This is a genomic window from Streptomyces sp. NPDC048483 (assembly GCF_040651455.1).
Taxonomy (GTDB): Bacteria; Actinomycetota; Actinomycetes; order Streptomycetales; family Streptomycetaceae; genus Streptomyces.
In genome coordinates this window covers 98873-121841 of sequence record NZ_JBEZJZ010000012.1, presented here as the reverse complement: position 1 = coordinate 121841, position 22969 = coordinate 98873, and the positions used below count along the sequence as shown (strand labels likewise).

The 22969-nt window shown below is 71.7% G+C and carries 21 protein-coding genes; 7 read left to right on the top strand and 14 right to left on the bottom strand.

Going from position 1 to position 22969, the window contains the following annotated elements:
• Positions 1 to 3 precede the first annotated feature (3 nt).
• From AB0D04_RS09475 to AB0D04_RS09425, 11 genes are all read right to left on the bottom strand, one after another.
• The gene (locus tag AB0D04_RS09475) at positions 4 to 189 is read right to left on the bottom strand and encodes a hypothetical protein (protein ID WP_362701137.1); all 186 of its coding nucleotides are present in this window, start codon (positions 187 to 189) and stop codon (positions 4 to 6) included.
• 3 nt (positions 190 to 192) lie between these two features.
• Positions 193 to 2190: an NADH-quinone oxidoreductase subunit L gene (locus AB0D04_RS09470; protein ID WP_362701135.1), complete on the bottom strand. Its 1998-nt coding sequence runs from the start codon at positions 2188 to 2190 to the stop codon at positions 193 to 195.
• On the bottom strand, positions 2187 to 2564 hold the full coding sequence (nuoK, locus tag AB0D04_RS09465; protein WP_362701132.1) for an NADH-quinone oxidoreductase subunit NuoK: 378 nt from the start codon (positions 2562 to 2564) through the stop codon (positions 2187 to 2189). The genes AB0D04_RS09470 and nuoK overlap by 4 nt, the downstream gene beginning before the upstream one ends.
• Positions 2564 to 3172, bottom strand: coding sequence for an NADH-quinone oxidoreductase subunit J (locus AB0D04_RS09460; RefSeq protein WP_362701129.1), 609 nt, complete (start codon positions 3170 to 3172; stop codon positions 2564 to 2566). Before AB0D04_RS09460 ends, nuoK begins: the two co-directional genes overlap by 1 nt.
• Positions 3169 to 3840 (bottom strand): NADH-quinone oxidoreductase subunit I, encoded by a 672-nt coding sequence (locus AB0D04_RS09455; RefSeq protein WP_362701127.1) that lies wholly within the window; start codon positions 3838 to 3840, stop codon positions 3169 to 3171. Before AB0D04_RS09455 ends, AB0D04_RS09460 begins: the two co-directional genes overlap by 4 nt.
• A complete protein-coding gene (locus AB0D04_RS09450; RefSeq protein WP_362701125.1) occupies positions 3840 to 4805 on the bottom strand; it encodes a complex I subunit 1 family protein in 966 nt (321 codons plus the stop codon). The genes AB0D04_RS09455 and AB0D04_RS09450 overlap by 1 nt, the downstream gene beginning before the upstream one ends.
• Entirely contained in the window at positions 4802 to 5986 is a 1185-nt protein-coding gene (locus AB0D04_RS09445; RefSeq protein ID WP_362701122.1) for an NADH-quinone oxidoreductase subunit C, read from the bottom strand. The genes AB0D04_RS09450 and AB0D04_RS09445 overlap by 4 nt, the downstream gene beginning before the upstream one ends.
• Positions 5983 to 6642 (bottom strand): NADH-quinone oxidoreductase subunit B family protein, encoded by a 660-nt coding sequence (locus tag AB0D04_RS09440; protein ID WP_362701120.1) that lies wholly within the window; start codon positions 6640 to 6642, stop codon positions 5983 to 5985. The genes AB0D04_RS09445 and AB0D04_RS09440 overlap by 4 nt, the downstream gene beginning before the upstream one ends.
• A complete protein-coding gene (locus AB0D04_RS09435; protein ID WP_362701117.1) occupies positions 6633 to 7034 on the bottom strand; it encodes an NADH-quinone oxidoreductase subunit A in 402 nt (133 codons plus the stop codon). Before AB0D04_RS09435 ends, AB0D04_RS09440 begins: the two co-directional genes overlap by 10 nt.
• Before the next feature lie 237 nt (positions 7035 to 7271).
• Positions 7272 to 8714 carry a hypothetical protein gene (locus AB0D04_RS09430; RefSeq protein WP_362701116.1) on the bottom strand — a complete coding sequence of 481 codons (1443 nt, stop codon included), beginning with the start codon at positions 8712 to 8714 and terminating at the stop codon, positions 7272 to 7274.
• Between the two features lie 450 nt (positions 8715 to 9164).
• Positions 9165 to 10292 (bottom strand): secretion protein snm4, encoded by a 1128-nt coding sequence (locus AB0D04_RS09425; RefSeq protein ID WP_362701114.1) that lies wholly within the window; start codon positions 10290 to 10292, stop codon positions 9165 to 9167.
• Positions 10293 to 10464: 172 nt separating this feature from the next.
• On the opposite strand from AB0D04_RS09425, the gene AB0D04_RS09420 reads away from it, so the two are divergent.
• The 7 genes from AB0D04_RS09420 (at position 10465) to rarD (ending at position 19612) form a co-directional block, all read left to right on the top strand.
• Positions 10465 to 11661, top strand: coding sequence for a sensor domain-containing protein (locus tag AB0D04_RS09420; protein WP_362701111.1), 1197 nt, complete (start codon positions 10465 to 10467; stop codon positions 11659 to 11661).
• Positions 11662 to 11872: 211 nt separating this feature from the next.
• A complete protein-coding gene (locus tag AB0D04_RS09415; RefSeq protein WP_362701108.1) occupies positions 11873 to 13189 on the top strand; it encodes a sensor domain-containing protein in 1317 nt (438 codons plus the stop codon).
• Between the two features lie 246 nt (positions 13190 to 13435).
• Entirely contained in the window at positions 13436 to 14095 is a 660-nt protein-coding gene (locus AB0D04_RS09410) for a response regulator transcription factor (protein WP_362701176.1), read from the top strand.
• A 295-nt stretch (positions 14096 to 14390) separates the two neighbouring features.
• Positions 14391 to 16331, top strand: a complete 1941-nt coding sequence (locus AB0D04_RS09405) for a 2-oxoacid:acceptor oxidoreductase subunit alpha (protein ID WP_362701105.1) — start codon at positions 14391 to 14393, stop codon at positions 16329 to 16331.
• Positions 16324 to 17421, top strand: a complete 1098-nt coding sequence (locus AB0D04_RS09400) for a 2-oxoacid:ferredoxin oxidoreductase subunit beta (RefSeq protein ID WP_362701102.1) — start codon at positions 16324 to 16326, stop codon at positions 17419 to 17421. Before AB0D04_RS09405 ends, AB0D04_RS09400 begins: the two co-directional genes overlap by 8 nt.
• A gap of 183 nt (positions 17422 to 17604) precedes the next feature.
• A complete protein-coding gene (locus AB0D04_RS09395) occupies positions 17605 to 18513 on the top strand; it encodes an SDR family oxidoreductase (RefSeq protein ID WP_362701099.1) in 909 nt (302 codons plus the stop codon).
• A gap of 82 nt (positions 18514 to 18595) precedes the next feature.
• On the top strand, positions 18596 to 19612 hold the full coding sequence (rarD, locus tag AB0D04_RS09390; RefSeq protein ID WP_362701097.1) for an EamA family transporter RarD: 1017 nt from the start codon (positions 18596 to 18598) through the stop codon (positions 19610 to 19612).
• Here the strand turns inward: rarD and AB0D04_RS09385 are convergent.
• The 3 genes from AB0D04_RS09385 to AB0D04_RS09375 all read right to left on the bottom strand — a co-directional run bounded on the left by AB0D04_RS09385 (position 19602) and on the right by AB0D04_RS09375 (position 22907).
• Entirely contained in the window at positions 19602 to 20477 is an 876-nt protein-coding gene (locus AB0D04_RS09385) for an ABC transporter permease (RefSeq protein WP_362701094.1), read from the bottom strand. The two genes, rarD and AB0D04_RS09385, sit on opposite strands and share 11 nt — an antisense overlap.
• Positions 20464 to 21486, bottom strand: a complete 1023-nt coding sequence (locus AB0D04_RS09380) for an ABC transporter ATP-binding protein (protein WP_362701091.1) — start codon at positions 21484 to 21486, stop codon at positions 20464 to 20466. Before AB0D04_RS09380 ends, AB0D04_RS09385 begins: the two co-directional genes overlap by 14 nt.
• Positions 21487 to 21605: 119 nt before the next feature.
• A complete protein-coding gene (locus tag AB0D04_RS09375; RefSeq protein ID WP_362701088.1) occupies positions 21606 to 22907 on the bottom strand; it encodes a DUF2092 domain-containing protein in 1302 nt (433 codons plus the stop codon).
• Positions 22908 to 22969: the final 62 nt, after the last annotated feature.

The window sequence follows — 22969 nt, the reverse complement described above, 5'->3', positions numbered from 1 at the left end:
GGGTCAGGCCCTCCTCAGGGTGTCGCTCGAGGTGACGCTCGAAGCGCCGCTCGCGGTGTCATCGGCTCCGGGGAGCTTGCCGGCTCCGGCGAACTCGTCCGCTCCGGTGGGCGAGGCCGCTCCGGGGAGCGTGGCCGCGAGGAGTGTCGGCCGGCGGTGCGGGGCGTGTGCCCCGGGGGTGTACGGCATCGGTCAGGCTCCCGTGCCCGTAGCGACGAGGACGGCGGCAATGGCCAGCACGAGCGAGCCCGCGAGCAGGGCGCCGAGGTAGGTCTGCACATTGCCGGTCTGGGCCCGGCGCACCGCGGCGCCCAGCCAGCGGGGGGCGGTGCCCGCACCGCGGACGTAGGTGTCGACGACCTCGCGGTCGAGGAAGCGGACGAGCGTGGCGGCGGCGCGTACGGGCGTGACGAACAGCGTGGAGTAGACGGCGTCGAGGTGGAAGCCGACGGCCGCGTGGCAGTGCAGCGGGCCGAGGAGGAGCCGGCCGGGATCGGCCGGGTCCGGGGCGCCGGCGATACCGCCGTAGGCGGGGGTGTGGCTCTCGATGGCCAGCTCCTCGGCGAGGCCGGGGGCGGCGTCGGGCGCCACGGCGACCGCGCCGAGGGGGGCGCGGGCGGCGAGGGCACTGGTGTGGCGCCAGGCGGCATAGGTGACCAGGCCGCCGACGAGGGCGACGCCGGTGCCCAGGACGGAGGTGTTGAGGGTGGGGTTGAGCGAGCGGCCGTCGAACCAGTCGGGCAGATAGGGGCCGGCCAGGCCGAGCGCGACGGTGGGGACGAACAGCACCCACAGCATGGCGTTCATGACGACCGGCTGCCTGCCGTGGTCGGGCACCTCGGCGCCCTTGCCCTTGAAGGCCAGCAGCCACAAGCGGGTGGCGTAGCCCGCGGTGAGGAGGGCGGTGAGCACTCCGGAGATCAGTACGGTCCAGCCGACCGCGCCGGGAATGCCGTGCGCCTCACCGGTGGCGGCGTGCTCGGCGGCGCCCAGGACCGCTTCCTTGGAGAAGAAGCCGGCAAACGGCGGGATCGCGGCGAGCGCCAACAGCGCCACGGTGACCGTCCAGTAGGCATCCGGGATGCGCCGGGCCAGGCCGCTCATCCGGGACATGGCGGCCAGGGAGTTCGTGCCGGCGGCGTGGATGATCACGCCCGCGCCGAGGAAGAGCAGGGCCTTGAACGCACCGTGCGTCAGGAGGTGGAAGACGGCGGCGCCGCGGTCGCCGACGGCCAGCGCGCCAATCATGTAGCCGAGCTGACCGACCGTCGAATAGGCCAGTACGCGCTTGATGTCGTCCTGGGCCAGCGCGGCCAGACCGGAACCGACCATGGTGATCGCGGCCATGACGGCGAGCACGACCAGCGCGGCAGCGGAGGCGGCGAAGACGGGGAGGAGACGGGCCACGACATAGACACCGGCGGCCACCATCGTCGCGGCGTGGATCAGCGCCGAGACCGGCGTCGGGCCGGCCATCGCGTCCGGGAGCCAGGTGTGCAGCGGGAACTGTGCCGACTTGCCCGCGACGCCGGCCAGCAGCAGCAGCGCGACCAGCGTCGGGTGGTCCAGGCCGCCGCGGGTGACCTGGCCGAGGATGCCGGTGATGCGGAAGGTTCCGGTGTCGGCGGCCAGCGCGAAGATGCCGAAGAGGAAGGGGACATCGCCCAGCTTGGTGACGAGGAACGCCTTGAGGGAGGCGGCGCGGGCGGCCTTGGTCTCCCAGTAGTGGCCGACGAGGAAGTACGAGCAGATGCCCATGACTTCCCAGCCGACCAGCAGCACCATCAGGTCGCCGGTGTAGACGACGAGCAGCATCGCGGAGGTGAAGAGCGAGACCAGCGCGGCGTAGGAGGGGTAGCGCGGATCGTCGCGCAGATAGCCGGTGGAGTAGATCTGCACACAGGTCGCCACGACGCCGACCAGGACGGCGATCAGCGCGGCGAAGCCGTCGATGTGCAGGGCCAGGTCGATGGGGACCGATCCGGTCGGGGTGAGCTCGGTGGCGACGTCGGTGGCCGGGCCACCGCCCTGCTCGACGGCAACGGACACCGCGAGCGCGGCCGCGGCGAGCGTCGGCAGCACGGCCAGGGGGCGTACGAATCCGGGCGCGCGCCGCCCCAGGAGGAGGCCGGCGACGGCCCCGAGGAAGGGCAGGAGGGGGACGAGGACAGCGGTGGTCGTGAGCGTCACGCGGTGGCCTCCGCCTTGGTGTCCGGCTGCGGCTGCGCGCCGTGATCCGTGGCATCCGTACCGTCCGGCCGCTCCGCGAGGTCACGGAGCCGGTCGATGTCGGAGCTGCCGCGGTTGCGGTAGACGAGCAGCACGATCGCCAGGCCGATGCCGATCTCCGCGGCGGCGATGGCGATGGTGAAAAGGGTCAGCGCCTGGCCGGCGTGCAGGGTGTCGCGCAGCCAGACGTCGAAGGCGACGAGGTTGAGGTTGACGGCGTTGAGCATCAGCTCGACGGACATCAGCACCAGGATGGCGTTGCGGCGCGCGAGCACGCCGTACAGGCCGGTGCAGAAAAGGAGGACGGCGAGGACGGCCGGATAGGCGAGATGCATCAGCGCTGGTCCTCTCGCGGGGCGGGGGCACGGGAGGCGCTGTTCCTGAGGGCCGCCACCGGGGCCTTGCCCTCACCGGACTTGCGGGACAGCACGATCGCCCCGACAAGCGCGGCGAGGAGCAGCACGGAGAGCGCTTCGAAGGGCAGCACCCAGTACCGGAAGAGGGTGCGCCCGGAGGCCTCGCTGGAGCCCTGGGCGACGCCGTCGAAGGTGATCCAGGTGGCCCGGAACGCGTCCACGACGACCCAGACCAGCGCGCCGGCCGAGGCGACGGCGACCACGAGCGCGGCCCAGCGGTTGCCGGAATCGGCGTCCGGGGAGCGGCCGATGGGCGCCTTCGTGAGCATCAGCCCGAAGAGAAGGAGGACGACGACGGAACCGACGTAGATCAGTACTTGCACCCAGGCGATGAACTCGGCGGTGAGCAGGAGGTACTCGACGGCGACGCCGCCGAGGGTCACGACCAGCCAGAGGGCGGCGTGCACCAGCTGCCTGGTGGTGACCGTGACGAGGGCCGCCCCGAGGGTCGCGAGGCCGACCAGGAGGAAGGCGATCTCGACGCCGGTGGGCGAGAGGAAGCCGTGGCTTGCGGCGGCGAGCGTCACGTTCCCTCCTCCGAGGTGTCGGGCCGGTCCTGGTCCTGGGCTGTGGCTTCGGTCGGCGCTGTGGCTTCGGCCGCTGCCGCGGCTTCGGCTGCTGCCGCGGCTTCGGCTGCTGCCGCGGCTTCGGCTGCTGCCGCGGCTTCGGCTGCCTGCTGGGCGGCGAGCTTGTCCGCGGCCTTGCGGGCGGCGGCGATCTCCTTGGGCTCCTCGGCCGCCGGGTCGAGCGCGGGCGGCTCGGGCACCGTCCACATCCATTCGCGGAGCCTGTCGCGCTCATGCGTCAGCTCGCGGATGTCCGTCTCGGCGTACTCGAATTCGGGCGACCAGAAGAGCGCGTCGAAGGGGCAGACCTCGATGCAGATACCGCAGTACATGCACAGCGCGAAGTCGATCGCGAAGCGGTCCAGCACATTACGGCTGCGCTCGCGGCCACCGGGGGCGGTGGGCGGCACCGTCTCCTTGTGGGAGTCGATGTAGATGCACCAGTCCGGGCACTCGCGGGCGCACAGCATGCAGACCGTGCAGTTCTCCTCGAACAGCCCGATGACGCCGCGGGTGCGCGGTGCGAGGTCGGGCTGGACGTCCGGGTACTGCGCGGTGACGGACTTCCTCGTCATCGTCCGTAGGGTGACGGCGAGGCCCTTGGCAAGCCCGGAACCAGGGATACCCATTACGAGATCACCACCTTGACGACGCCGGTGACGGCGATCTGGGCGAGGGCGAGCGGGATGAGGACCGTCCAGGCGAGCTTTTGCAGCTGGTCCTCGCGAAGGCGCGGGTAGGTGACCCGTAGCCAGATGACGCCGAAGGCGAGGATCGCGGTCTTCAGCAGCGTCCACAGCCAGCCGAGGCCGTCGAGGCCGAACGGGCCGTGCCAGCCGCCGAGGAAGAGGACGGAGGTCAGCGCGCAGAGGACGACGATGCCCGCGTATTCGGCCAGCAGGAAGAGCGCGAAGCGCAGTCCGGTGTACTCGGTGTACGCGCCGAAGATGATCTCCGAGTCGGCGACCGGCATGTCGAAGGGCGGGCGCTGGAGTTCGGCCAGACCCGCGGTGAAGAAGACGACACCGCCGACGATCTGCCACGGCACCCACCACCAGTGGAAGGCGTCCAGGATGCCGGGCAGCGAGAGCGTGCCGGCCGCCATCGCCACGGACGCGGCGGCGAGCAGCATCGGCAGCTCGTACGCCAGCAGCTGCGCGGCCGTCCGCAGGCCGCCGAGCAGCGAGAACTTGTTGGCCGACGCCCAGCCCGCCATCAGCGAGCCGAGCACGCCGACGCCCATGACGGCGAGGACGAAGAAGATGCCCGCGTCGAGGTTCTGCCCCACGGCGTTGTGCGGGCCGATCGGTATGGCGACCAGGACCAGCAGGTACGGGAGCAGGGCAACGGCCGGCGCAAGCTGGAAGATCCGCCGGTCGGCGCCCGCCGGGACGATGTCCTCCTTCTGCGCGAACTTGACGCCGTCCGCGACGAGCTGCGCCCAGCCGTGGAAGCCGCCTGCGTACATGGGGCCGAGGCGGCCCTGCATATGGGCCATGACCTTGTGCTCGGTCTGCCCGATGACCAGCGGAAAGACCAGGAAGATGACGAAGACGGCGAGGAGGCGCAGGGCGATGTCGAGGGCGTCGCTCATGGGGTTTCGCCTCCTGCCTGTCCTGCCTGGTCCTGGGGGTCGTCCTGTTTCGGCTGCGGTCCGGGCTCCGGCTCCGCCTTGGGGGCGGGCTGGGGCTCGGGCTCGGCCTGGGCCTTGGGCTCCGGTTTCGGCTGGGGCTCGGACTCGGCCTTCGGCTCCGGCGTGTTCTCCGGCTCGTCGAAGGCCGGGCGTGCGTGGTGCCACGGCGCGTCGGAGGAGCGCGGGGCCGCCTCCTCGACCGCAGCCGCGGGGGCCACCTTCGCCTTGGGGGCTTCCTTCGCCTCGGGGGCTTCCTTCGCCTCCGGGGCCACCTTCGCCTCCGGGGCCGCCTGGGCGGCCGGCTCCGCCTGCTGGCTCGCCGACCCCGCGCCGGCCGTACGGGTACGCCGTACCGGACGCTCGCCCGCGGCAGCACTCGCGGCACCCGCGGCCCGCGCGCCACCGGCCGCCCGCGCACCCCGCGCCGGACGCGCCGGCGCAGGCGGCAGCTGGCCCTTCAGCGGACCCCATTCATTCGGGTCGGGCACACCCGGCGGCAGCATCTGACGCCGCTTGGGCCCGCCGTGCTCGGACTCCCCCGGCTCCTTCGCGCCCGGCCACGCCTTGGCGACCCGCGCCGCCAGCACGAAGTCCTTGCGCAGCGGGTGGCCCTCAAAGCTGTCGGGCAGCAGCAGCGGCACAAGATGCGGATGGCCGGTGAAGTCCACGCCGAACATCTCGTGGGTCTCGCGCTCGTGCCAGCCCGCGCCCGCGTACACGCCCACGGCGGTGGGCAGCACGGCGGCGTCGTGCGGCACGGTCGTACGGACGATCAGTCGGCGTACGGTCCCGGGGTGCGCCACCTCCGCCAGGTGCGCGCAGATCCGGAAACCGGTGCCGGGCTCGTCGACGGCGCTCAGCCAGTCGAAATAGGTGCAGCCGAGGTCGTCGCGGGCGGCCGTCAGGGCGGCGAGCCAGCCGTCCACCGGGACGTCGACCGTCAGCAGCTCGTACGCCTCCTCCGCCGTGGCCCCCGTACCGAAGATCTCGCTCGCGGGCCGCGGCAGCCATCCGACGACCGGCTCGGCGGCGGGTTCGGCGGCAGGCTCGGCAACGGTCTCGGCAACGGGCTCAACGGGCTGCTCAGCGGACGGCTCAACCGGCTGCCCGGGCGTCTGGCTCTGCTCGTTCTGCTCGCTCATCGGGGCTCCTCCCCCGCGGCCTTGCCCTGCTCCGCCTTGGGGGCGGGCGGCGTGACCAGCCCGCTGCGCAGGGCCGCCGCCGAGGGCCGGGCGCCGGCGCCCTGGTGGTACCGCTCCCCCAGCGACTCGCGCGCGATCTTCTCCTGCAGCTTGAGGATGCCCTGCAGCAGCGCTTCGGGCCGCGGCGGGCAGCCCGGTACGTAGACATCCACCGGAATGATCTGGTCGACGCCCTTGGTGACGGAGTACGAGTCCCAGTAGGGACCGCCGCAGTTCGAGCAGGCGCCGAAGGAGATGACGTACTTCGGCTCGGGCATCTGCTCGTAGAGCCGCTTGATCGCGGGGGCCATCTTGTCCGTCACCGTGCCGGAGACGACCATCAGGTCGGCCTGGCGCGGGCCGGGCGCGAAGGGGATCACGCCGAGCCGGATGAAGTCGTGCCGGGCCATGGATGCGGCGATGAACTCGATGGCGCAGCAGGCGAGGCCGAAGTTGAAGACCCACAGGCTGTAGCGGCGGCCCCAGTTGAGGACCACCTTCATCGGTTCGGGCGCGAGCCGGGCCAGCGTGCCCAGGCGCCGGGGCTCCGGCAGGTACTGGGGAGCGGCGCCCTCGGCCGCGGCCGCGGAGCTGTTGGAGGCGGGGGTCACGTCCATTCCAGGACGCCCTTCTTCCATGCGTAGAGCAGGCCGACGGCGAGGAAGCCGAGGAAGATGAACATCTCCACCAGCGTCACGCCGCCGAAACCGGGGGCGGCGAAGATCGTCGCCCAGGGGAACAAGAAGATCGAGTCGACGGCGAAGATGACATAGAGGAAGGCATAGACGTAGTAGCGGACCTGGGTGTGCGCCCAGCCCTCGCCGACCGGGTCCACGCCGCACTCGTACGTCAGCAGCTTCTCGGGCGTCGGCACCACAGGCCGCAGCAATCGCCCGGCCCCGAAGGCCACGGCCACGAAGAGCACGCCGATCACGGCGATAAGCCCTACGACCGAGTATCCCTCGAAGTAGTCCGCGGCGATGGTGGTGCGTACGGTCGCGTCCGGCACGTCCGCCCCTCGCTCCCTGACTGCGCTTGTTCAACGACTTTCGACAATCTTTACGGACCGGAGTCTAGGCCCTGCCCCGACCGCGCCCCGCAGCCGCGTCGTCGCGGACGGTGGGCTTGTCCCCACTTCGCCCTACCTGGGTGGCCGGCAGCGTAGACGGCGGGGGCGGTTGTCTCAGGAGGTGTCTCATCTAGCGGACTGCCCGGGTCCGGATGGCGGAGTGGATCAGCCAGCCGATCACTGGTCCGCTCCGCCGTCGGATCGGCGTATGGGGCCGCCGTCGAAGGGGCTGCGGGTGTCGGGGGCGGTGGGATCGGCGGGGGGTGGTGGGGTGGCAGGGGTGGGTTGTGGGGACTGCGGAGTCTGTCGGGGCGTGGGCTGCGGGACGGGCTGAGGTGCAGGCTGCGGCACAGGCCGAGGCGTGGTCTGCGCCATCGGCTGCGGGGCAGGCCGGGGCGTCGGAGCCGGAGATGGCATCGGAGCCGGGTACGGCGCCGGGGCCGGGTATGACGCCGGGGCCGGGTATGACGCCGGGGCCGGGTATGGCGCCGGGGCCGGATGCGCCATAGGGGTCGGCCGGTACACCGGAGCCGGCTGCGGCATCGGCCGAGGCGCTACAGGCGCGGCCCCCGGTGTGACGTGCGGTGCCGCGGGCACGGCGCCCTGCGGGATCACGGGCGCCTGACCCGGTGGGTGGACCACCTGCTGCGGATGCGCCCCCTGAGGAGACCCGGCCGGCCGTCTCCCCGGCTCCCGCGCGACGGCTCGGTCCATCACCTCGGCCGCGATCCGGGCCGCCGCCTCCCGCGTCCGCTCGCCCAGCAGTTCCGTACGGATGGCGCCGCCCGCCGCCAGATGACGGTCGTACGGCAACGGGAGCATGGCCGCGCCCCCGGCGCCCAGATGCTCGGCCGCCTTGCGCACATCGAGGCCGACGTCGGGCGAGGAGTGGGTGAGCACGACCACCGTGGTCGGCAGCAGGCCGGGGTGCAGCCCGCCGACCCAGTTCAGTACGGACCGGGTGGCGGCCACGCCCTCCGGGGTCGCCGGGGTGACCAGTACCCGCGCCTGCGTGGTCACCAGGGCCGTACGCGCCACCTCGGCAGGCAGCGTCTCGCAGTCCACCACGGTGGCGGCGAAGTGACGGCGCAAGGAGGTCATGACGACCCGGTAGGTGTCGAGGTCCAGCCGGGTGCCGATGGAACCCTGGCTTCCGGGCAGCAGCCAGCCGCCGCCCGCGAACGGCAGGAGATAGCCGGTCAGGTCCGTGATCAGCATGGCCGGATCGACGATCTCCGCCAGATCGCTGCCCGACCAGCGCACCTCCCGGGCGCCGAGGCGGTGCGGCAAGGTGCCGAGCGCCGGATCGGCCTCGACGGCGAGCACCGGGTCGGGGCGGTAGTGCGCGTAGGTCAGCGCCAGCAGGGCGGCGACGGTGGACTTGCCCGCGCCGCCGCGGATGCTGGTTACGGCGATCTGCCGGCCGGTGGTCACAGGCTGCTGGATGGCGTACGCGGCCTGGGTGACGGCGGCCGTCTCGGCGGCCGGGGACGAGGCGAACACCCGCCGCAGCGCCCTCCCGGCCCGCCGGGCCAAGGGGTCGCCACGCCGCGGCTTGGGCTGCCCGGCGGCCAGCTCGGGCGGCAGGAGCGGTACGGAGACGGGGGTGCGGGCCGGCAACCCGGAACGGCCGTAGCGGCCGGGAGCGGGGGCCGACGGTGCGGGGGCATGCGGGGGAGCAGGAGCCGGCGCCGGCTCGGGCGCGGGCGGAGCGGACGGTGGTGTGCCGGGGGCCTGCGGCGCCGGGCCGGCCGAGGTGGTCGGGGCGGGGGCTGGTGGGGTGGTCGGTTGCGCCGCGGGCGCCGACGGCGCCGGAGCGGCCGGTGCCGGAGCTCCCGATGGCACCGGCGTCTTGGGGGCAGCCGGAACGGCCGCGCCCTCCGCCGCCGGCGCAGGCATCGGCCCGGCCCCGCCCCCCGCACGCGAACCCGAATCCGCACTCACCGAACCCACACCCCCTCTTGTTCACTCAACGCCTGGCCCGGTCGGCCCGGTTCCGCTCCCGCGCTCGTATGCGCTCCGGCACCGGCACTCGCTTCCCCTGACATCTTCCCTCCGCAGCCATCCGGGTCAGGATGCACCCAGCAGCAGGCTGTAGACCCCGAAGGCCCCCAGGGCCACCGGGATCAGCGCTATCACGGCAACCGACTCGACCCGATCCAGCCACCGTCGCAGCCCTACCCGCAGCAGCTCCGGCACCCGTACCGCCAGCACTGCAACCGGCAGCGCCGCCAGCACACCCAGCACCGCCAGAGCACCGGCCCGTTCGCCACCGTCCGCCCACAGCAGAACGAGCCGCACGCAGACGGCGGTGCCGGCCACCAGCAGCGCGACCACCTCCGCCGCCAGCGGATAGGCGCGGGCCCGCGAGAGCAGGACGACGCAGAGCAGCAGCGCGGCAAGCACGGTCCAGAGGCCGGGTGTGTCCACGGCCAGCACCCCCGCCGCACCGGCCGAGGCCGCCGTCGCCACCGTGGCCAGGGCAAGTCCCCGGTGGGTGGCGCCCAGCGCGGCCGCCACCTGATGCCGGCTGACCGGCGTGCCACCGGAGCGCCGGTCGTCCAGCCGGTTCAGCCCGGCGGCCGTAAGCGCGTACCGCGGCAGGTATCCGAGGACGAGGACGGAGACAAAGCCGAGCGCAACTCCCGTACGGGCGGGGGTGGTCAGCGCGAGGCCGAGCTCCCAGACGCCCACGGCGAGGGCCAGCGCGGCGGCCCCGGTCAGGCCGCCGCGCCCCAGTGGCGCGCAGAGCCCGAGGAGCGCGCACACGGCCGCGACGGTCAGTCCTACGGCGGCCAGTCTGGCGGCGCTGCCGGAGACGGCCTGCCAGGAGGCGACCACGCCGAGCGCGCCGCCGAGCAGCAACAGGGCGACACCGGGTGCGTGCCGGTCCGGCCGCCGTGCCACCTTGTTTGCCACCTTGCCGGTCGCCGCTCCGACGCCCGCGACAAGTACGGCTGCGCCGCCCAGCCAGGGGGCACTGCCGCCGTACCAGGTGACCGCAAAGATCCCGGCGACTGCCGCGAGCAGCACACTCCCCGTCACCGCCGTCCAGGCCCTGGTCCGTTCGCCCCAGCCCCAGCCACGGATGTCGAGCGGGCCGGCCGCCCCGTTGGCGAGACCGTGGCCGATGGGCTCCGGTTCCAGCACCTGGCTGTCACGATCCCGCGCCATCGCCCCGCCTCTCCCGCTCTGCACCGCCACACCATACGGTCCCGCCGCCGCGCCCTGTCCACCACGGGTGATAACGAGATAGCCACCAGCCTGCGGCGATGCCTGGAAGACGGCTTCGGCAGGTAGGGGAAACCCCACCCCCGCCACCCCGCGAACCCCATGGCACCGACGGCCTGAGCCGGGCAATCTGGGGCGTATGACGGAGAGTTCCCTGCCCAGCGCCGCCGACCACACCCTCGACGGCACCTCACCCCCACCCCCCAAGGCACCGCTCAGCGCATGGACCTGGCGGGAGATCGCGTATCTGCTCTCCAACTTCCCGTTGGGCGTCCTGGCGTTCGTGGTGCTGGTGGTCTGGCTCGCGCTGGGCATAGGGCTGGCCGTCACCGTGGTCGGGCTGCCGCTACTGGCGATGGGCCTGGTGGCGTGCCGGCGGTACGGGAGGATGGAGCGGGCGCGGGCGCGGGCCCTGCTCGGGGTGGAAGTGGACGAGCCGAGTCCGCTGCGGGCGCGGGAGACGGGGTTCCTGCCCTGGCTGTGGACGTGCCTGAAGGACCCGGTCGCCTGGCGGCACGCGCTGTTCGCGTTCATCCGGCTGCCCTGGGCGGTCCTCACCTTCTCGGTCACGCTCGTCTCGCTCTTCGTGGCGTGGCCGGCGCTGCCGTGGCTGGCGCGCTGGCTGTCGAATGCGGACCGGGCGATGGTGCGCGGACTGCTCTCGCCCTCGGACGAGTTGGAGCGGCGGATCATCGAGCTGGAGGCGGACCGGATTGCGGTCACCGACACCGCGGCGGCCGATCTGCGCCGTATCGAGCGGGATCTGCACGACGGTGCGCAGGCCCGGCTGGTGGCGCTCGCCATGGGGCTGGGACTGGCGAAGGAGAAGCTGCTGGAGGGCCGGGCCGACGAGAGCGTGGCGGCGATGGTGGACGAGGCGCACGGCGAGGTGAAGCTGGCGCTGCAGGAGCTGCGGGATCTGGCCCGGGGCATCCATCCGGCGATCCTGACGGACCGGGGGCTGGGGCCGGCGCTGGCCTCTCTGGCCGGGCGCTGCACGGTGCCGGCCACGACCTCCGTGGACCTGGCCGAGCGGCCCGCGCCCGCCATCGAGGGGATCGTCTACTTCACCGTCTCCGAGCTGCTGCAGAACGTCTCCAAGCACAGCGCGGCGCGAAAGGCATCCGTCGAGGTGTGGCGGGTCAAGGACCGGCTGCTGATCCAGGTGGAGGACGACGGGCGGGGCGGGGCGCGGCTGGACGGCGGCAGCGGGATGGCCGGGCTGGCGGAGCGGCTGGGGTCGGTGGACGGGCTGTTCGTGCTGGATTCGCCGGCCGGCGGGCCGACACGGGTGACGGCGGAGCTGCCGTGGCGGGCGCGTACGGCGAAGGGCTGAGGGGGCGCGGCCTCGGCGGGGTGCGCTCATCCTCAGGTCCGGTGGTGGGGAAAACCCCAGGGGAAGAGTGCGCTGAACCTCATGGTGCGGGCGGCGGCGGACGCGGACGCTTGTCGTAGCGGAAAAGAGCCGGGAACGGCCGGAGCAAGAGCCGGAATGAGCCGGCGCACCCACCGCACCGCATACGGCAGAACGGACGGACGACGAGTCGATGGATACCGCATACGCACCGCAGACCCGCGGCTCCCACGTGCCCGTGGGACTGCGCGCCCCGTTCTCCGGGCGCACCTGGCGCGAGTTCCTCTATCTCTTCCTCAGCCTCCCCCTCTCGGCCGTGATGTTCAGCTACGCGATAGCGGTGATCTCGCTGAGCGCCGGCCTGCTGATCACGTTTCTGGGCATCCCGGTGCTGGCCGGCGGGCTGGCCGGCGGCCGTGCGCTGGGCGTTCTGGAGCGCGCCCGGGCCCGTGCCCTGCTGGGGCTGAACGTGGCCGAGCCGGAGCCGGTCCGCCCTTCCAAGCCGGGCCTGATGGGCTGGACCGGGGCCGTACTGAAGAGCGGGGTGTCCTGGCGGCACCTCCTCTACTCCTTCTTCCACTTCCCCTGGGCACTGTTCTCCTTCGTCTTCTCGACGACCTTCTGGGCCGTCGGCTGGGGCCTGCTGGCCTATCCGCTGTGGCGGTGGACGTTCCCCACGTACCTCGGTCAGCCCGGCATCCAGATGTGGGGCGACGGCGACGGCAACGGCTTCTACCTCGACACTCCGCTGGAGACAGGGGTCATCAGCGCCGTCGGTCTGCTGCTGGTGCTGGCCGGGCCGTGGCTGATCCGTGGGCTGACGCAGGTGGACCGCGTGATGGTCCTGGGTCTGCTGGGCCCGTCCTCCCTCGCCGGCCGGGTCTCTGAGCTGGAGTCGGACCGCGGGGTGGTGGTCGACACCGCGGCGGCCGATCTGCGGCGCATCGAGCGCGACCTGCACAACGGTGCGCAGGCCCGGCTGGTCTCGCTCGCCATGGAGCTGGGCCTGGCCAAGGAGAAGCTGGCAAAGGACCCGGACGCCGCCGTACGAATGGTGGACGAGGCGCACGGCGAGGTGAAGATCGCGCTGCAGGAGCTGCGAGATCTGGCCCGCGGTATCCACCCGGCGATCCTGACCGACCGCGGGCTCGGCCCGGCCCTGTCGGCGCTGGCCGCGCGCTGCACGGTACCGGTCACGGTGACCGTCGATCTGGACCGCCGGCCCGCCGCGGCGATCGAGGGCATCGCGTACTTCACCGTCTCCGAGCTGCTGCAGAACGTCTCCCGGCACGCGCGGGCCACCAGCGCCGCGGTCGATGTCTGGCATTCGGCGGAACGGATCATGCTGCAGGTGACGGACAACGGCCGGGGCGGCGCGACCACCGACGCGGGCGAGGGTCTGGCGGGCCTGGCGGAGCGGCTGGACTCCGTGGACGGGCTGCTGGTGGTGGATTCCCCGGACGGGGGCCCGACGTCCATATCCGCCGAGCTGCCGTGGCGGAGCCAGTAGCCGGCCGGTAGCCGACGGCCGGGGCCGGGACGGGGGTCCGGCCCCGACCGCAGCTCGCCCCCGTCTCGCGGCCCGCACGCGTCTCACCGCCCGCCCCCGCCTCCCGCTTGCCCCGCACCCCCCGGTAAGGCACGCACGGCGCCGAATCCGCGGCTCCCGCCGCACCGCACCCCGGATGCTGGAATGCTGGGACCGCCAGGCGTGGTTGTACGAGGTACGGGGGGAAGCTGAGCCGTGGAGGACAGGGTGCGGGTCGTCATCGCCGAGGATTCGGTGCTGCTGCGGGAGGGCCTGACACGGTTGCTCACCGACCGTGGGCACGACGTCGTGGCGGGCGTGGGGGACGCCGAGGCGCTGATCAAGGCGATCGCGGAGCTGGCGGCCGAGGGAGCGCTGCCGGATGTAGTGGTGGCGGACGTACGGATGCCGCCGACGCACACCGACGAGGGCGTGCGGGCCGCGGTCCGGCTCCGCCGGGACCACCCTGACCTGGGCGTTCTGGTGCTGTCGCAGTACGTCGAGGAGCAGTACGCGACGGAGCTGCTGGCCGCCTCCAGCCGGGGCGTGGGCTATCTGCTCAAGGACCGCGTGGCCGAGGTGCGGGAGTTCGTCGACGCCGTGGTCCGGGTCGCCGGGGGCGGCACGGCGCTGGATCCGGAGGTGGTGGCGCAGCTGCTCGGCCGCAGCCGTAAGCAGGACGTCCTGGCCAATCTGACGCCGAGGGAGCGGGAGGTGCTGGGGCTGATGGCCGAGGGCCGGACGAATTCCGCGATCGCCCGGCAGCTGGTGGTCAGCGACGGTGCGGTGGAGAAGCACGTCAGCAACATCTTTCTGAAGCTGGGCCTGGCCCAGAGTGACGGGGATCACCGCCGGGTACTCGCGGTGCTCACCTACCTCAACTCCTGAGCGCTTGACAACCTGTCAGATGCGCAGGCCGGAGAGGCGCCACCCAGGGCCCAGGACCTTGGACCTAGAACTATTGGACGAAGTCCGGAGTGCCACGAAGAAGAGGTAACGGGGGCGGTGATTTCATGACAAACCATGCCGTTGCGGCGTCTCATCTTGACGTCCACCATGTGATCGACTCAGGGAAGGCGACCCTTACCCACGTACGATGGATATGGGACAACCGGTCGGTACGACACGTCCCGAGCCCTGCCCCAGGCGGGGACGCCGCACCCCTCGAGGGAGGTCCGAAGCAGTGACCAGCCAGGTCAGTAGCCCAGCCGAGAAGACCGACGGTGCGCTTGTCGGTGAACAGCGCACGCCCGGTGACGGCGGCGGAGGCAAGGAAGTCCAGCGCCTGGACCGGGTGATCATCCGGTTCGCGGGTGACTCCGGTGACGGTATGCAGCTCACCGGCGACCGGTTCACCTCCGAGACGGCGTCGTTCGGTAACGACCTGTCGACGCTGCCGAACTTCCCCGCCGAGATCCGGGCCCCTGCCGGCACGCTGCCGGGCGTCTCCAGCTTCCAGCTGCACTTCGCGGACCACGACATCCTCACCCCCGGTGACGCCCCGAACGTCCTGGTGGCGATGAACCCGGCGGCCCTGAAGGCGAACATCGGGGATGTGCCGCGGGGCGCGGAGATCATCGTCAACACCGACGAGTTCACCAAGCGCCCGATGGCCAAGGTCGGCTATGCGACCAGCCCGCTGGAGGACGGCTCGCTGGAGGCGTACAGCGTCCACCCGGTGCCGCTGACGACGCTGACGATCGAGGCGCTCAAGGAGTTCGGGCTCTCCCGCAAGGAGGCCGAGCGCAGCAAGAACATGTTCGCGCTGGGTCTGCTGTCGTGGATGTACCACCGGCCGACGGAGGGCACCGAGAAGTTCCTGCGGTCGAAGTTCGCGAAGAAGCCGGTTATCGCGGAGGCAAATGTCACGGCCTTCCGGGCGGGCTGGAACTTCGGCGAGACCACCGAGGACTTCGCGACGTCGTACGAGGTCGCCCCGGCCACCAAGGCCTTCCCGACCGGCACCTACCGCAACATCTCCGGCAACCTCGCGCTCTCCTACGGGCTGGTCGCGGCGGGCCGGCAGGCGGATCTCCCGCTCTACCTGGGCTCGTACCCCATCACCCCGGCCTCCGACATCCTGCACGAGCTGTCCAAGCACAAGAACTTCGGTGTGCGGACGTTCCAGGCGGAGGACGAGATCGCCGGTATCGGCGCGGCGCTGGGCGCGGCGTTCGGCGGGTCGCTCGCGGTGACGACGACATCGGGTCCCGGTGTGGCGCTGAAGTCGGAGACCATCGGCCTGGCGGTGAGCCTCGAGCTCCCGCTGCTGATCGTGGACATCCAGCGCGGCGGCCCCTCGACGGGCCTGCCCACCAAGACCGAGCAGGCCGACCTGCTGCAGGCGATGTACGGGCGCAACGGCGAGGCGCCGGTGCCGATCGTGGCACCCAAGACGCCCGCCGACTGCTTCGACGCGGCGCTGGACGCGGCCCGTATCGCGCTGACCTACCGCACCCCCGTCTTCCTGCTCTCCGACGGCTATCTGGCCAACGGCTCCGAGCCCTGGAAGATCCCCGACGTCGAAGAACTCCCCGACCTGCGCGTCCAGTTCGCCTCCGGCTTCAACCACGAGCTGGCGGACGGCACCGAGGTGTTCTGGCCCTACAAGCGCGATGAGCAGACCCTGGCGCGCCCCTGGGCCGTTCCGGGCACGCCGGGGCTGGAGCACCGTATCGGCGGCATCGAGAAGCAGGACGGCACGGGCAACATCTCCTACGACCCCGCCAACCACGACTTCATGGTGCGCACCCGCCAGGCGAAGATCGACGGCATCGAGGTCCCCGACCTCGAGGTCGACGACCCGTCCGGCGAGGCCAACACCCTCGTCGTGGGCTGGGGTTCGACGTACGGGCCCATCACCGCGGCGGTACGGCGCGTAAGGGGCGCAGGGGAGCACATCGCCCAGGCGCATCTGCGCCATCTCAACCCCTTCCCGAGGAATCTCGGCGAGGTCCTCCGGCGTTACGACAACGTGATCGTGCCGGAGATGAACCTCGGACAGCTCAGCACCCTGCTGCGCGCCAAGTACCTCGTGGACGCGCGCTCGCACACCCAGGTCAGCGGAATGCCGTTCAAGGCCGAGCAGCTCGCGGAGGTCTTTAAGGAGGCCATCAATGACTGAGACGATCTCGGAGGAGAAGCCCGCACAGATCGAGGCGCTCTCCCTGGTGCCCAAGGCCGAGGCCAAGCAGTCCATGAAGGACTTCAAGTCCGACCAGGAAGTGCGCTGGTGCCCCGGCTGCGGTGACTACGCCGTCCTCGCCGCCGTGCAGGGCTTTATGCCCGAGCTCGGCCTGGCGAAGGAAAACATCGTCTTCGTCTCCGGCATCGGCTGTTCCTCCCGCTTCCCGTACTACATGAACACCTACGGGATGCACTCCATCCACGGCCGCGCCCCGGCCATCGCCACGGGCCTGGCTTCCTCGCGGCGCGACCTGTCGGTGTGGGTCGTCACCGGTGACGGGGATGCGCTGTCCATCGGCGGCAATCACCTCATCCACGCCCTGCGGCGTAACGTCAACCTCAAGATCCTGCTGTTCAACAACCGGATCTACGGCCTGACCAAGGGCCAGTACAGCCCCACCTCCGAGGTCGGCAAGATCACCAAGTCGACTCCGATGGGCTCGCTGGACGCGCCCTTCAACCCGGTCTCGTTGGCGATCGGCGCCGAGGCGTCCTTTGTGGCCCGCACCATCGACTCCGACCGCAAGCACCTGACGTCGGTGCTGCGGGAGGCCGCCGCCCACCCGGGCACGGCGCTGGTGGAGATCTATCAGAACTGCAACATCTTCAACGACGGCGCCTTCGAGGCCCTCAAGGACAAGGAGACGGCCCAGGAGGCCGTCATCCGCCTGGAGCACGGGCAGCCGATCCGCTTCGGCGCCCCGGCCGCCGACGGCCTGGGCTCCAGGGGCGTGGCCCGCGACCCGGCCACCGGCGACCTCAAGGTCATCGACGTGGAGGCGGAGGGCACGGACGCCGTGCTGGTGCACGACGCGCACAACCCGTCGCCCACCACGGCCTTCGCCCTCTCCCGGCTCGCCGACCCCGACACGCTCTACCGCACCCCGATCGGTGTGCTGCGCAGCGTCGACCGGCCGGTGTACGACACCGCGATGAGCGACCAGCTCGACGCCGCCATCGAGCAGAAGGGCAAGGGCGACCTCGCCTCCCTGCTGACCGGCAACGACACCTGGACCGTCGTCGGCTGACCCGACACCCCGGGTGGTGCCTCTACGGGTGCCCGTGCGGGAGCGCTTCACAGCGTTCCCGCACGGGCATCCGTTTGTCGTTCCTGCCGCTCCTCGCCGCCCGTCGGACCGGCCCCTGCGCGTCTCTTCTGCGCGGGGCGAGGGGGTGCCATGCTGGCGGCTTTCCCTGAGCAAGGGGCAGGTATGAGCATCGTCGTCACCGGCGCCACCGGAGCGCTCGGCCGGCTCGTCATCGAGGCGCTGTGGAAGCGGATCGCGCCGGGCGAGATCATCGCGGTCGCGCGTGACCGGGCCAGGACGGCGGACCTCGCGGCGCGCGGCGTCGAGGTACGGATCGCGGACTACAGCAAGCCCGAGACCCTTGAGGGTGTCTTCGCGGCCGGCGACCGCGTGCTGCTCATCTCCGGGAACGAGGCCGGGCAGCGCGTCGACCAGCACCGGGCGGTCATCGACGCCGCGCGGGAGGCGGGCGTCACGCTGCTCGCGTACACCAGCGTGCTCGGCGGGCCCGCCGCCACCTTCTCCATCGCCGAGGAGCACATCGCCACCGAGCAGGCGCTGCTGGCGTCCAGGGTGCCGTACTGCCTGCTGCGCAACGGCTGGTACCACGAGAACTACACCGGGGTACTCGCCACGACACTGAGCACCGGCGCGGTGGTCGGCAGCGCGGGCGCCGGCCGCGTGGCCACCGCCGCACGCCGGGACTACGCAGAGGCGGCCGCCATCGTCCTTACCGGCACCGGCCACGAGAACTCCGTGTACGAGCTGAGCGGCGACACCGCATGGACGATGGCCGAGTACGCGGCCGAGGTCTCCCGGCAGACCGGCCGGAAGATCCCTTACCGCGAGCTGCCGCCGGAGCAGTACGTGGCGCTGGGGGTCCCCCCCTGCTCGAGCGCAGCCGAGAGCTTGGGGGAGGTCGAGGCGGGCGTACCGGCGCTGGGCGCACAGATGGTGGCCGACGCGGATGCCGCGATCGCCCGTGGCGAGCCGGCCGCCACCCCCGGTGACCTGGCCCGTCTCCTCGGCCGCCCGACCACCCCCCTCGCCGAGGCGATCGCCGACGCCCTCCAGGAGCTGCCCCTGTCATGACCGTATGCCGAAACGGGCATGACAGGGGGGGCCGTACGGCGTTACCTTCACTGAGTCGACGCAGCATCACCGGGAGGGCCACTTGCAGCCTCGAACCGATCAGCGCACAGGGCTCGCCTTCGGACTCGCCGCGTACACCATGTGGGGCCTGCTGCCCCTCTACTGGCATCTGCTGGACGCCGCCTCGCCGTCCGAGATCCTGGCCCACCGCATGGCGTGGTCGCTGCCCGTCGCCGTCGTCATCCTGGCCGTGCTGCGCCGCTGGGCGTGGATACCCCCGCTACTGCGGCAGCCCAAGCGGCTCGGGCTGATCCTGCTCTGCGCCGCGGTCATCTCGGTGAACTGGTTTCTCTACATCTGGGCCGTCAACTCCGGGCACGTTCTCGAAGCCTCGCTCGGCTATTTCATCAACCCGCTGGTCAGCATCGCTTTCGGCGTTCTGGTGCTGCGTGAGCGGCTGCGTCCGCTTCAGTGGGCCGCGGTGGGTGTCGGCGCCCTCGCCGTTGTCGTGATGACCGTCGCCTACGGCAACATGCCCTGGATCGCGCTCGGGCTGGCCTTCTCCTTCGCGACGTACGGCCTGGTCAAGAAGGGCATCAAGCTCGACGGCATCGAGGGCTTCAGCGCCGAGACGGCCCTGCAGCTGCTGCCCGCGCTGGGCTTTCTGGTCTTCCTCGGCGCGCGCGGCGAGTCCGCCTTCACCACCGGCGGCCTGGGCCAGGCGCTGCTGCTCGCGGGCTGCGGGATCGCGACCGCGGTGCCGCTGATCTGCTTCGGCGCGTCGGCGATGCGACTGCCGCTGGTGACGATCGGGATGATGCAGTACCTGGCGCCGACGTTTCAGTTCGTGCTGGGCCTGGCGGTCTTCCACGAGGAGATGCCGCCCGAGCGCTGGGCCGGTTTCGCTCTGGTCTGGCTGGCCCTGTGCGTGCTGACCTGGGACGCACTGCGCACGGCACGGCGCTCACGCATCGCGCTGGCCACCGCGGGCGCACGCGCGGCCAACGCCGCGGCGGAGGCCGCGCTGGCCGGGACGGACAACCTGACGGCCCGGACGGAGCCGGCCACCGCCGACCCGAGCCCCCGCATCACGCCGTGACGTCGCGCGTCGTGAACCGCGCCCACGCCGCCGAGCCGAACACGACCGTGTACAGGGCCTGCAGGCCCAGGTTCTTCTGCAGCTGGTCCCAGTAGACGGGGTCGCGCAGCAGGTCCGCGAAGGACAGCCAGTAGTGCGGGAAGAGATACGGCTGGATGGCGTGCAGCTGCGGGATGGTGTCCAGGATCTGCACGGTGATCAGCAGGCCGACGGTGGTCGCCATGGCCGCGATACCGCTGCTGGTGAGCGTCGATATGAACAGGCCGACGGCGGCCACTCCGACGAGGGAGAGCGCCACCACGCACGCGATGGCCAGCGCGCGCAGCAGCCCCTCACCGAGGGATATGGAGGTGCCGGAGAGCAGGGTGAGGTCGCCCAGCGGGAAGAGCAGAGCTCCGGTCACCAGGGCCGAGGCCGCCACGACCAGGGTCGCCGCCAGGCAGAACGTGACGGTCGTGGCGTATTTGACGAACAGCAGGCGCGTACGGCCCGCGGGGGCGACGAGGAGATAGCGCAGCGTCCCGGCGCCGGCCTCCCCCGCGAGGGAGTCACCTGCGATCACGCCGATGGCCATCGGGAGGAAGAAGGGCAGCGTCACGGCGAGCGAGGCGAAGACCAGGAAAACGCCGTTGTTGGTGACCTGGGAGATGAACGCCGGGCCGTGCTCGCCACCGCCGCCGCCCGCCGATCCGCCGTCGCCGGTCTCGATCTTCACGGCGATGCCGACCAGGACCGGTACGCCTGCGAGCACCGCCAGCAGCGCGAGGGTGCGCCAGCGCCGGAACGTCGTATTGATCTCGCTGCGCAGCAGGCCCAGCGACCACAGCGGCCGGGGGCGGCGGAGCACCGTTTCAGCCTGCGACATCGAAGCCCTCCCCGGTCAGATGCACAAAGACGTCCTCCAGCGAGGCACGTTCGGTGCCGAAGCCGCGGACACGTATGCCGGCCTGGACGAGCGCGGCGTTGAGATCCGCGAGTTCCCACGGCTCCTGGCCGTCGGGCGCGGCTGCCGCGGGCAGTTCACCGGTCACCCGGTCGTCGGTGACCTGGAGGTCGGTGACGCCCCGCTCCTTCAGGACGCGCGCGGCATCCGCGCCGTCCGGTGTCGTCACCGTCAGCCTGCCGCGGCCGTGCGAGTCGAGGACCGTGGCGGAGAGGTCGGCGACCGTGCCCTGGGTGATCAGGCGGCCGCGGGCCATCACCGCGGCATGGGTGCAGACCTGCTCGATCTCGTCGAGGAGGTGCGAGGAGAGGAAGACCGTGGTGCCGTCCGCCGCCAGCTCGCGGACCAGGGCACGGATCTCCCGCATGCCCTGCGGGTCGAGGCCATTGGTCGGCTCGTCGAGCACCAGCAGCTCACGGGGCTGGAGCAGTGCCGAGGCCAGCCCGAGGCGCTGCTTCATACCGAGGGAGTAGGCGCGCGCCTTCTTGCCGGCCGCGGCGGCCAGCCCGACCCGCTCCAGCGCACTCCCGACCCGCTCGGCACGGGTGCGGGGATCGGCGGTCGGGTCGGCCGCGTCGAAGCGCAGCAGATTGTCGCGGCCGCTGAGGAAGCCGTAGAGCGCCGGACCCTCGATCAGGGTGCCGACCCTGGGCAGCACCTGTCGGCTCGCGCCGGGCATCGGTGCGCCCAGGACCCGCGCGCTGCCGGCGGTCGGTTCGATCAGGCCCATCAGCATGCGGATGGTGGTGGTCTTGCCGGAGCCGTTGGGGCCGAGGAAGCCGAAGACGCTGCCGCGCGGTACGGCGAGGTCGAGGCCGTCGACGGCGAGCTGGCCGCCGCGGTACGCCTTGGTCAGCCCATGGGTCTCGATCACTTGGTCCCCGTCGGGCGGGACCGGGTGCTCGGAACCCGCGGCGGGTGGCGGTGGCATCGGCTCCCCCAACTCATGGCGTACGTACGGCGTGGCGTGTGGCGTGACGTATGGCGTAAGGGCTGCGCCGCGCCCCCGGACGGGAGGCGCGGCGAACCCTCGATTGCTCCAGTGGCCCGTTACTTGGCGGCGTTGGCCGCGCCGATCAGGGCCTGCTTGTCGACGGCACCGACGTAGACCGTGCCGTTGTCGGTGATCAGGGCATTGACCAGGCGGGTGCTGAAGACCCGGCCGGTGCCGAAGGATCCGGTCACCTTCTCGCCGATGCTGTCCAGGAATGCGCCCGCGTCGCCGGCGGCGCCCTGGTCCTTGCCGGCGGGCAGGCCGGAGCCGGAGCTCTTGATCGTGGCGATGGACGTCCAGCCCTTGCCGATGACGTTCAGCCCGCCGCGGTCCTTGAAGTCCTCCAGGCCCTTACGGTCCTTGACGTCCTTGCCGTGCCGGCGCTCGGCCTTCGCGCGCTCCTTGTCGGCGTCGACGACCTTTGCGCCCTTGGGGGGCGTGAAGGCGAAGGAGCTCGCGGCGGGCTTGGCGAAGTCGACGTTGGTGTAGCCGACGTCGACCGCGGCCGCGCCACCGCTCTTGGGCGTCAGGGTGAACTTCAGCGGGACGCCGTTGGCGGCGTCCACCGCTATCCGGATGGAGCCGACCGTCGAGGCGGACTGCTTGGGCTTGACGAGGAGCTGGTAGGCGTCCCGCCCGGCGACCCGCGCCGTGCCGTCGACCGTGACCGAGGTGGTGTCGCCCGCCGCCTTCAGGACCTCCTTGGCAAGGTCCTGCGGCGTGGCGTTCTTCAGGCCCTTGGGCAGGTCCTTGGGCAGGTCCTTGGGCAGGTCCTTGGGCAGGTCCTTGGGCTGGTGGTGCCGCTGGCCGGCCTTGCCGTGCCCGTCCGCCGTGCTGTGTACGGCGGTGTTGCTGCCGCTGTCGTACGCCCAGACCTGGTCGCCGTTGTGGATGATGCTGTATTCGGCGGCCTTGTCGATGATGGACACCCGCTGCTTGTCGGGGCCGTCGGCGGCGACGCGCAGCGTGTGCGCACCGGACGCCAGCTCCATCAGCTTGTTCTGCGGGGACGCGGACGCCTCGTCCTTGCCCTTCGCGCCCTCGTCCGGGCCCTCGTCGCCGAAGGCTCCGGCGCTGCCGCCGCCCGGAAGGGACGGCAGGCCGAGGTCCGTGGTGACCCGGACCGTGCCGGACAGCTGCTGGACATCGGACTTGGCGATTTTCGCTATCAGGTCCTGCGCCGAGATCTTCGGCAGGTCGGGAGATCCGGAGCCGGCGAATGCCGGGACCAGCCCGATCGTGGCCGCCGCCACCGCTGCCACCGTGACCGGTACGGCATACCGCGCCGCCTTATGGCGCTTCGGTGAGTGCCCCCCGTCCCATCCGTCGGTGCCCTCTGTCGGTTCGTTCCGTGGCATGTGCCCTACCTCCGTCGTGTACGGCGGTTTCCGCGCGATGCACTCGTCCACCCCTCGGGCTC

What these genes read in the sequence shown, in the direction of transcription:
- AB0D04_RS09475 (WP_362701137.1), bottom strand. Translation starts at nt 189, where the DNA reads ATGCCGTACACCCCCGGGGCACACGCCCCGCACCGCCGGCCGACACTC.
- nuoK (WP_362701132.1), bottom strand. Translation starts at nt 2,564, where the DNA reads ATGCATCTCGCCTATCCGGCCGTCCTCGCCGTCCTCCTTTTCTGCACC.
- AB0D04_RS09455 (WP_362701127.1), bottom strand. Translation starts at nt 3,840, where the DNA reads ATGGGTATCCCTGGTTCCGGGCTTGCCAAGGGCCTCGCCGTCACCCTA.
- AB0D04_RS09450 (WP_362701125.1), bottom strand. Translation starts at nt 4,805, where the DNA reads ATGAGCGACGCCCTCGACATCGCCCTGCGCCTCCTCGCCGTCTTCGTC.
- AB0D04_RS09445 (WP_362701122.1), bottom strand. Translation starts at nt 5,986, where the DNA reads ATGAGCGAGCAGAACGAGCAGAGCCAGACGCCCGGGCAGCCGGTTGAG.
- AB0D04_RS09440 (WP_362701120.1), bottom strand. Translation starts at nt 6,642, where the DNA reads ATGGACGTGACCCCCGCCTCCAACAGCTCCGCGGCCGCGGCCGAGGGC.
- AB0D04_RS09420 (WP_362701111.1), top strand. Translation starts at nt 10,465, where the DNA reads ATGACGGAGAGTTCCCTGCCCAGCGCCGCCGACCACACCCTCGACGGC.
- AB0D04_RS09415 (WP_362701108.1), top strand. Translation starts at nt 11,873, where the DNA reads ATGGATACCGCATACGCACCGCAGACCCGCGGCTCCCACGTGCCCGTG.
- AB0D04_RS09400 (WP_362701102.1), top strand. Translation starts at nt 16,324, where the DNA reads ATGACTGAGACGATCTCGGAGGAGAAGCCCGCACAGATCGAGGCGCTC.
- AB0D04_RS09395 (WP_362701099.1), top strand. Translation starts at nt 17,605, where the DNA reads ATGAGCATCGTCGTCACCGGCGCCACCGGAGCGCTCGGCCGGCTCGTC.
- AB0D04_RS09385 (WP_362701094.1), bottom strand. Translation starts at nt 20,477, where the DNA reads ATGTCGCAGGCTGAAACGGTGCTCCGCCGCCCCCGGCCGCTGTGGTCG.
- AB0D04_RS09380 (WP_362701091.1), bottom strand. Translation starts at nt 21,486, where the DNA reads ATGCCACCGCCACCCGCCGCGGGTTCCGAGCACCCGGTCCCGCCCGAC.
- AB0D04_RS09375 (WP_362701088.1), bottom strand. Translation starts at nt 22,907, where the DNA reads ATGCCACGGAACGAACCGACAGAGGGCACCGACGGATGGGACGGGGGG.